This is a genomic window from Amycolatopsis sp. NPDC049159, assembly GCF_040648295.1.
Taxonomy (GTDB): domain Bacteria; phylum Actinomycetota; class Actinomycetes; order Mycobacteriales; family Pseudonocardiaceae; genus Amycolatopsis; species Amycolatopsis pretoriensis_A.
Window position 1 is genome coordinate 308,229 of record NZ_JBEZDL010000012.1, and the last position, 9,147, is coordinate 317,375.

The following is a 9,147-nucleotide window of genomic DNA, read 5'->3' on the forward strand; positions in this document are numbered from 1 at the left end:
CCATCCTCGGGCTAATGCCGCGGGTACCGCTCGATCCACGTGTCACCCTGCGCGCTCAGCGCCGAGTGCCGGTCGAAGTGCCAGTAGGCGTCCGAAGCGACGTTCTCGACCAGGTAGCGCAGCTCCAGCTGGTCGACCCACTTCTGCGGCAGCCCGGGGATCCCGGTGCGCGCGCCCAGCAGGGCGCCGGCGAGCGCACCGGTGAGCGCGCTGCGGCCGGAGTGGTTGACCGCGCGCAGCAGCGCCTGCTCCGGGTAGTTCTCGAAGCCGGACAACGCGGCGAAGGCGCGGCCGAGCACCGACAGCGTCGTCTGGCCGTCGCCGATCAGCTCCGCCATCCGCAGGTCGGGCAGCCCGTGCTCGCCGAAGAACGGCACCGACTCGGCGACCATGTCCCCGATCGCCGTCCACTCCGGGCCCTGCTGGAACTGGTTGTCCGGGTTGAGCACCTCGCGGCTGAGGTTCCAGATCGGGAAGCTGAACGCGTCCTTGGTCAGCGCGTGCTCGAACAGCCAGGTCAGGTAGGTCGCGGCGGCCAGGTCCGGCTCGGTCGGGTGGGTGACGCCGGCGAGGTCGCGCACCGCCTGGCGCGCGCCGCCGCTGAGCCCGCTGCCGGGCCCGGCCATGGTCAGCGCGGCGGGCAACGCGGGGATCAGCGCGGCCGGGCCGGTCAGCGGCGGCGCGCCCGCGGCCTCGGTCGCGAGCTGGTGGTAGGCGTTGAGCTCGGCGTCGTCGGCGTCGCGGCGGGCGTGCAGGTCCGCGACCTGGACGAGCCAGCCGTCGGCGTTCTCCATCGGCGCGCCCTGGGTGCGCAGCCAGCGCTGCAGCGCCCCGCGGACGACGCCGGGGAAGAGCTGCTCGGCTTCGCGGGACTCGGGCTGCTCGCGGTGTGGGCTGCGGACGACGGCCTCGGTGTAGAACAGCAGCCGCTGCGTCAGCGAGCCGATCCGGCCCACCTGGTCGAACGCGGGCAGCAGGTCGGTGACGCCTTCGATGCCGTACTTCGCGTGGATGTCGTGCAGCGGCACCCGGTCGACCGCGGCGCCGAGCGCTTCGCCGAGGGCGAAGCCGACGTAGGCGCCCGTGACGCGCTGCCAGCCGTAGCGGAAGCCGTCGAGGTCGCGCTCGGGGTACTTGCCGAACGTGTCCAGCCGCGGCACCGTGCGCCCGGCGTTGTCGTAGGCCGGGGCCAGGCCGTTCGCGCGCAGGTCGTTGGGCTTGCTCCGCGGCGGCTCCGGCATCTGCAGCCGCTTCAGCCAGGACTCGCCGAGCACGGTCTTCGCGCACTCCTCCGCCGTCAGCTCGAAGCCGCGGCGGCGGGCCTTCTCGGCCGCCTTGAGCGGCGGCTTCACCGGGTCCGGCAGCCCCATCCGCGCCGCGGTGTCGGCGGCGACGCGGATCAGGTCCTCCTCGGCCTCCGGGCAGCGGCCGTGCACGTCGATGCGCGGCTCGTGGCGCGGGAACCGCTTGACGATCTCCGCGAGCTCGCCGCTGGAGACGTCCTCGATGGTCGTCGGGCCGCCGTTGATGACCAGGTTCGGCGGGTGCTCGAACTCGGCGAGCGTGGCGACGTCGACCTTCCACCAGCCGTGCTCGCGGGAGGGCAGGTGCCGGGTCGAGCTGAACACCTTGAGCTCGTTGCGCTCCTCGGCGAAGTAGAAGCGGTCGGTCTTGCCGGTCTCCAGGTCGAGCGGGACGAACACCTCGCAGCGGATCAGCCCGATGAGCAGCAGCTCCCGGGTCAGCCAGCCGACGCTGCCGAACGACAGCAGCGTCTCGAGGGTGTTCTCCGGCTTCGGGTAGCCGCGGCGGATCGGGCCGGCCTTGTACTCGGGGTTCTCGCGCTCTTCGCCGGTCTGGTTGCCCTCGGCGTCGACCTTCACCCAGCCCGCGACCGCCTGCAGCGGCACGCCCAGCTCACCGAGCCCGGCCTTCACGTACTCGGGGTCGACGACCTCGCGCCAGTTCTCCTGGCCGGGGAACGCCACCGGCACCGACAGCCCGCCGGGGTGCGGGTGCGCCTGCCGCAGCTCGCCGTCCGGCTCGCGGACCACGACCGACGGCGGCGGGAAGATCTCCTTCTCCGGCCGTCCCTCGTCGAGGAACGCGATGGTGTTGTAGGGCACCGACCAGCCCTCGGGGATGCGCAGGACCTTCCCGGTGTCCACCCGGAGCCCGGCGGGACCGGAGACGTCCGGACCGTGCACCGCGCGCAGCCACTGGCCGACCTTGGCAATCGCTTCCGCCGCTTCCACCTACTCGATCCTCTCCAGGCTTCCGTCGGACTCGTGCTCGGCGATCGTCTTCGGCAGCACGAAGGCCACCGCACCACCCGGCAGGTTCGCCCACGGAACCGTGATGCCGGTGATCACGTGCAGAGGGCGTCTCAGCCGGTAGCTCCGCCGTTGCCGCTCACGTTCCAGCGGCAGCGACGTCGTGGCGAACCGTACCTCCCCGTGGTGGACGAGGTTGCCGGGTTCTTCGCCGAAGCGCAGAACGACCGTACCCGCCACCAGCCGGGTGATGCGCTTGTTGCGGAGCAGGGTGAGGGGAGGCTCACCCGGAGCCGGGTGGACCGGCCAGTCGTCGAGCTCCTTGGCGGTTTCCAGGGGGGTTTCGTGGCCGGCGGTCATCCGGGCGGGGTGCAGCAGCAACGCGCCCAGCAGCTGCTGCGCGGCATCCTCCAGCCGGGTGAAGTACTTCGGCTCCCGGGCCGTTCCGCCGGCGTACGCGGCGACCTCCCAGCCGCCGGGGGTGAAGTTGAGGCACCACGTGCCGTCCGCCCGCTCCCCGACCCGGTAGGCCTCGGGCCAGACGCCGTGCTCGCCCAGCCGCTGGACCAGCACGATCAGCAGCTCTTCGTCGGCCAGCTTCGGATCCGGCGTCGTCTCCAGCTCGGCGGCGACGTCCCCGGTGGTCTTCTTGACGTCGGCCCGCCCCGGCTTCGGCCGCGGCTCGCCCCGCAGGTCCGCCTCGGCGGTCCGCCGCACCAGCGGCTCGACGTACGGCGGCTGGAAGTGGTGGCGCCGGATGTGCGCGACGAGGTCCGGTTCGGGCGGAACGCCGTGCTTCGCGAGCAGCAGCGGCACCGCCTCGGACCAGATCCACGTCCCGTCGCTGTGGAACCGCTGGTCGTCGTCCTCGTGCACGACGGCTTCGCGTTCGAGGTACTGCAGCACGAGCGGCACCTCGGTGTCGGTCAGCGGCGGCCGCTCGACGTCCGGGTCGCCGATCTCGGCGTGCCGGAACACCAGGCCGAGTGGAAGCTGCGCGCGCAGCCGCCACCAGTCCGGGATGTGCTCGTCGGCCCGCGGGAAGGCGGCGAGCTCGTCGGGGTAGTCGGTGGCGGCCGGCGGTTCGGTCCACACCGGGTCGTCGTCACGCGCGAAGTCGAAGTCGAAGGTGCCGTCCGGGTTGAGCGTGAACCGCGCCTGCAGCCACGTCCCGCGGTCTTCGGCGTACATCCCCTCGCGCAGTTGGGCGAAGAGCTCGCTGAGCTCGTCCGACGTCTTTGCGTTGTGGCCGACGAGTTCGCGGTGTGCCCCGACCTGCCGGAAGTCGACGGCAGCCGGCCCGGCGGCGTCGACGCGGTGTTCGCGCAGGAGCTTTCCCAGCTGCACCAGGAGGGTGCGCTGGTCGTCGGGCGAAAGTCGTTGTTCCACGTGAATCATTGCCCCGCGTTGAAGCGGCTCGTCACCGTGAACGACGGTGCCTCACCGGCGGCGATCCGGGCGGCTTCGTCTTCCCACATCTTGAAGGTGCGCTTCTGCAACGCGTGGACCAGCGCGGTCTCCTGCTTGGTCCGGCCGCGTCCCTCCTTGAATGCTGTGCCGTTGATGCCGTTGATCGTCTCGTAGAGCGCGAAGATCGGGCCGTCGCCGGACAGGTAGTGGTTCCGCTCGATCTCGGTCTCTTGGACGAACTTCTCCTCGCTGAACGGCCCGCCGATGTTCGACTCCGTGGTCGACCAGATCAGCTCGCGGATGTGGCTGCTGTCGGCTTCGAAGAAGCCCGTTCGCAGATTGAGGATGGTGCCCTTCAACCCGCCGTCGGGCGTCGAGTCGATCCGGTAGGTCTGGGCGTAGTACTTGTAGAACCTGGGGGTCTGGAAGGCCATCAGCCGCTCTCCTCGGATGTCAGTCCCCGCCGGAACGCTTCCTCGAACCGGCCTCGGACCTGTTCGGTCAGCGCCGCGGCGAGGGCCGCCTCCTCCGGCGATAGGAGGCCTTCACGCCCGTCCTTCCTGCTCAACGTCTCGAAGTCGCGGCGCACCTCGTAGAGCGCGTGCTCGTACGACGCCACCTCGTCGATGTGCGTGAGGTGCAGTCGCAGTTCGGCCACGTGTCCGTTCGGCAGCCGGACGTTGAGCTGCAGGTCCCGGTAACCGCTGTCCTTCGGCCCGGCCAGCCGGTCCGTGAAGTCGACGATCTGGAGCTCGGGATCATTGCGTACCGCGTCCAGTGCGCGGTACATGTCCGCCACCCGCTCGAATTGGATCTTGGCGCCGACGAGGTCGTGCAGCTGGGAGCCGTCCCAGCCGTACTTCGCGATCTTCGCCAGCGCGCGGACGTCGTCCTTCGGCTCCGGCCGGAATCCCGGGTGGCCGTCGGTCTCTCCGGCGATCCGCTCGGTGATGCGGTTGAGCGTGCCCTGCGTCTCGGGCCAGCGCTCGCGTTCCTCCGCGACCCATTGCTCGCAGTACTCCGGATCACCGGCCCGTGCCTGGTCGAAGCTGCCGTGCCGCAGCGCTTCAGGCGGGGCCACGGCGGCGATCCCAGCGACGTCCGAGGAGATCTCCGCCTGCTCCGGCGTCGGGTCGAAGGGCTCGACGCCTTGGTGCTCCACGTCGTCGATGACGTGGTAGCCGCGCTCGTTCACCTCGTGGACCGCGTCCTCGAGGATCGGGATCGCCTCGGGGTGCTTGAGCAGGCTCTCGAGGGTCTTCGGGTTGTCCAGCAGCGAGCGGGTCAAGTAGTCGTTGCCCGGTTCGCTCAGGATCCGGATCAGCTCGGGGTGCTGCCCGATGTGCTCGCGGATGTAGTCCGCCGACGCGTGCCCGTCGAGCGCGGCGGCGACGTCGTCGCGGGCGAGGAACGCGTCGTGCGGCTGGGCTGACCCGTATCCGCCGTGCTCCCCGGTGACGTGGTCGGACCCGATGTGCACCTCGTCCGGCGTGCCGACGTGCATCAGCTTGATGCTCTTCGGCGGCTGCGGCAGGTGCATGAGGTCGCCGGACTGCGGGTCGATGAACGCGACGCCGTCGCGGGTGTGCACGACCATCGCCACGTGCCCGTACTCGACGCCGTTCGGGCCGTCGTACTTCACCGCGACCACGGCGTGGTGGTCCAGCGGCCGCTCGCGCATCTCGCGGATGACGTCGTCGTAGCTGCCGCGCGCGGAGAAGGTCTCGCCGAACCGGCCCTCGAGGTGCTCGAGCGTGCCGCGGCTGCCCATTTCGTGCAGCAGGATCGGCTCGGCCGTCAGGTCGCCGCCGCGCACGCGATCCAGGTACGCCTCAGGGCCGCGCGTGCAGTTCGAGAGGTAGCCGTTTTCGAGCGCGCCGGGCTCGCGGAAGCCCGGGTTGACGTCGCGCAGGTGCGGGTGCCTGTCCTGGACGTAGGCCGCGCGCTCGCTCGGCGTCGTCCCGCCGGCGTGGATGGCCGGTTCGGCGGGCGGGTTCGTCGAGCGCGCCAGCCGTGAGTAGTCCGGCCCCGGCTCGGCGACCGGCAGCGGTTCGGCCGGCGTCTCGTCGACGGTGTCGTGGACGGTCGGCTGCTCCGGCGAAGGCGCGACGTGCTCCGGCTCGTTGAGCCCGCTGAGCCGTTCCATCATCGCGGCTTGCTTGCGACGTTCGAACTCGGCCGCGTTGTGGTCGTTCTCCGCGCGCCGCTCGGCCATCTTCTGCTGCGCGGCCTCGGGATCGAGGTAGCGCGGGTGGCCGGGCCCGATTTCTTCGGCCTCGATGACCCACTTGCGGCGGCCGTCGGGGGTGATCTCGAGACGCCGTTCGTGCACCAGCAGCTGGGTGCCGGGCGGGGAAAGCGACTCGCGCTCGCCCGGGTTCTCGGCGAGCTTCGAGATGTCGCGCAGGTTGTCCGACCGGACGTGCAGCTCGACGTCGTCGCCGAACTTCGACGTCGAGAACTCGCCGGTCTTGATCGACGCACTGGAGAACGCGGGCTCGACGACGACCCGCCCCGGCTCGTACGGCCCGGCGACCAGCTCCGCCAGGCGCGGATCGCCGCCGACGTCGATGCCGCGGAGGCTCTCCCCGGACGTGCGGGGGACCTGGTTGAGGCCGTCCAGGATCGCGCGGGTGTTCTCGTGCGCGAGGTCGAAGCCGGGGTGGTCCGGGCCGCGGCGCAGGGCCTCGTTGACGTCGTAGGCGTACTCGCCGCGGGTGTAGCCGTGCAGCGCGACGGCGCCCTCGTCGGTCAGCGGCAGCCCGGCGGCGTCCCGGCGGTCCAGCGCCCGGTCGTGGATCTGCTGGTAGATGTCCTCGTCACCGACCGCGCGGCGGATGCTCTCGTGGTCGGCCGGGGTGCCGTGGTGCTCGCCGTCGAAGAGGTAGCCCTCGTCGTGCGGGAGCCGCTCCGTCGTCGGGTTGAGCCGGTCGGAGATGCCTTCGTGGTGCGGGGGCGCGTCCCCGCCGCCGAGCGGCAGGGCGTGGACGCCGGTGGCGTCGTGCGGCAGCTCGGCGAGCCGCCCGGTGACGGGATCGGCGAAGAGCACCCCGTGCTCGGTCCGCACGGCGGCGACCAGCCGGGACTCCCCGTCAGGCGTCTCGAAGGCGACGGCCGACCGCGCGCCGACGGGACGTTCCCCGAGGTCACGGGCGACGTCGTCGAAGCCGTCCCGGCTGTGCCACTGCCCGCCGAGCTGCTCGCTGACGTGTGCGAGGCTCTGCTGCCGGGCCGGCCCGGCGACGACGTCCTCGCCGTTCATCCGCCGCTCGAAGGCGACCATCGACTCGGCGGCGTTGGTCCGGAAGCCGTTCTGGAGGCCGTTCGGGCCGTAGTGGTTGCGGGTGTTGACGTTCCCGAGCTCGGGAACGGCGTCCCGCACGAGCCGCGCGTGCTGCTGCGGCGTCTCGACGGACCCGGCGTGCAAGACGGGCGGGCCACCCGGCGTCAGCGGCTCGGCGAGCTGCGCCCAACCCCCGTCGGGCTCCCCGGTGGCCGGCGGCACCCGCTCGGGCGGAGGGCCCGCGTTGGGGTCGTCGAAGGCGGTGAGCTTCGACATGTCACCCGGACGGAGTTCGGGGTGCTCGGCGTAGAACTGCTCGAGCTCTTCGTCGGCCTCACGCTGGAAGCGGTCCTCGTCGGCCCGCTCGTCGGCGCGGCGCTGTTCGATGGCGTCGCGCGCCTCGTGCGCCCCGAGGTGCCCCGGCTCACCGGCCACGACCTCCTCGGCATGCACGACGTAGTGCGGCTGCCCGGGCTCGGGCTTCGGCTTGTGGTTCGGGTGACCAGGGCCTTCCTCGACGCCGGTGATCTTGAACTGCGTCCCGGCCTTGAAGAGGACCTCGCGTTCGTGCCCGATGCTGGCCATCGATTCGACGTCGCGCCCGGTCTTGGACTGGATCCGCATCTCGACTTCACCGGGGAACTTGCTCCGCGGGTGGTCGGCGTCGATCTTCGAGGAGCTGAGGAACGAGGGCTCGGTGATGTGCGCGCCGTCGTGGAACCGCGAGACGAAGGCCTGAAGCCGCGAGAGGTTGCCGCCGAAGTCGACCCGCCGCGAGACGGTGCCGAGGTGAGGAGGAAGTTCGTTCAGCCCGGAGACGAGCGCCCCGGCCTGGGGCGCGAGGTCGATCAGTTCGGGGCCGCCCATCCGCAGGGCGCGGTTGAGCGGCCCGACCATTTCGTACCGCGTGTAGGCGTGGACGGCGAAGGCCCCGTCGTCGGAGATCCCGGGGTGGTGCTCGTCGCGCTTGGCCAGCGCTTCGCGGCGGACTTGCTCGTGGCGCCACTCGCCGTCTTCCAGGCTGGAGCGCCCGGAGTCCATGAAGGTGTCCTCGACCCGCCGAATGCCGGCGGGATCATCGGTGTGGAAGTCGTGGTCGGTGAGGTAGGGCTCGTCCGGCCGGGGTTGCCCGTAGTCAGCGTGTTCACCGGCGGCCGTTTCCTGTTCGTGCACCGGTTGCTCGTCGGCACGCCCTTCGTGCGCGAGCGGCTCTTGTTCACGCGGGGTCGCTTCGTCGGGACGCTGCTGCGGCGCCGGCTCTTCAGTGGCGGGCGCCTCGTGTTCGCGGGGGGTCGTTTCCGCCGGGCGCTGCTCGTCGCCCGCGCGCGTTTCGTGCTCGCGCGTGGCCGAACTCGCCTCGGCGGGCAGTTGCTGCTCGTGCGGCTGCCCCACCGGACGTTCCGGCCCCGGAGCGGTTTCCCCGAGCGGCCGAGGCTGCTCAACGGGCCCCCGCGGCAAGTGCTCCGGCGGCGACCCGAACCGCGGCGGCGGCACCCGAGGATCGTGCGAAGGCATCGGCGGACGCCCACCAGGAGGAGGCGGCACAGTCGGACGCCCACCAGGATGCGGCCCAGGCCCCTGCGGCCCCCGAGTCTGATTCGGATACCCGGCAGGCCGCGGCGCACCCTGCGGCGGCATCCGCCGCGGATCGTTCGGGTGCAACCCACCCTGCGGCGCCTGCCCACCAGGAGCCCAAGGCCCCCGCGAATGCGACGACCCCCCATGCTGAACCGGCGGCGGCCCACCCGGCAACGGCGGCTGCCCCCCATGCAACAACCACCGCGGATCCTGAGGTGTCGGCCCACCCTGCCGAGGCGGCCCGCCCTGTCCGTGCGGCGGCTGCCCACTCCGCGGAGGCTGCTGCCCACCCTGCGACGGCTGCCCACCCGCCTGAACCGGCTGCCCAACATGCGGCGGCTGACCGCCCGACTGAGCCGGCTGCCCAGCGTGCGGCGGCTGGCCACCCGGCTGGACCGGCTGCCCAGCGTGCGGTGACTGGCTACCCGGTTGCCCCGGGTACTGCGGCTGACCACCCGACTGCCCAGCGTGCTGCGGCTGGCCGTTCGGCTGGACCGGCTGCCCAGGGTGCTGCGGCTGGCCGTTCGGCTGGACCGGCTGCCCAGGGTGCTGCGGCTGGCCGTTCGGCTGGACCGGCTGCCCAGGGTGCTGCGGCTGGCCGTG

General features: G+C 71.9%; 5 protein-coding genes. 1 reads left to right on the plus strand and 4 read right to left on the minus strand.

Going from position 1 to position 9,147, the window contains the following annotated elements:
• Window positions 1–11: 11 nt before the first annotated feature.
• Genes AB0B33_RS23930 through AB0B33_RS23945 form a run of 4 tightly spaced genes read right to left on the minus strand, consistent with a single transcriptional unit; the run spans window position 12 to window position 8,358 of the window.
• Window positions 12–2,255, minus strand: coding sequence for a YrhB family protein (locus tag AB0B33_RS23930; RefSeq protein WP_247016323.1), 2,244 nt, complete (start codon window positions 2,253–2,255; stop codon window positions 12–14).
• Window positions 2,256–3,662, minus strand: a complete 1,407-nt coding sequence (locus tag AB0B33_RS23935; RefSeq protein ID WP_360775431.1) for a TNT domain-containing protein — start codon at window positions 3,660–3,662, stop codon at window positions 2,256–2,258.
• Window positions 3,663–3,667: 5 nt separating this feature from the next.
• Window positions 3,668–4,117 carry a hypothetical protein gene (locus AB0B33_RS23940; RefSeq protein ID WP_360775434.1) on the minus strand — a complete coding sequence of 150 codons (450 nt, stop codon included), beginning with the start codon at window positions 4,115–4,117 and terminating at the stop codon, window positions 3,668–3,670.
• On the minus strand, window positions 4,117–8,358 hold the full coding sequence (locus AB0B33_RS23945) for a toxin glutamine deamidase domain-containing protein (RefSeq protein WP_360775437.1): 4,242 nt from the start codon (window positions 8,356–8,358) through the stop codon (window positions 4,117–4,119). Before AB0B33_RS23945 ends, AB0B33_RS23940 begins: the two co-directional genes overlap by 1 nt.
• Window positions 8,359–8,796: 438 nt before the next feature.
• Here AB0B33_RS23945 and AB0B33_RS23950 point away from each other — a divergent pair, with 438 nt between their 5' ends.
• Window positions 8,797–8,961 (plus strand): hypothetical protein, encoded by a 165-nt coding sequence (locus AB0B33_RS23950; RefSeq protein WP_360775440.1) that lies wholly within the window; start codon window positions 8,797–8,799, stop codon window positions 8,959–8,961.
• Window positions 8,962–9,147: the final 186 nt, after the last annotated feature.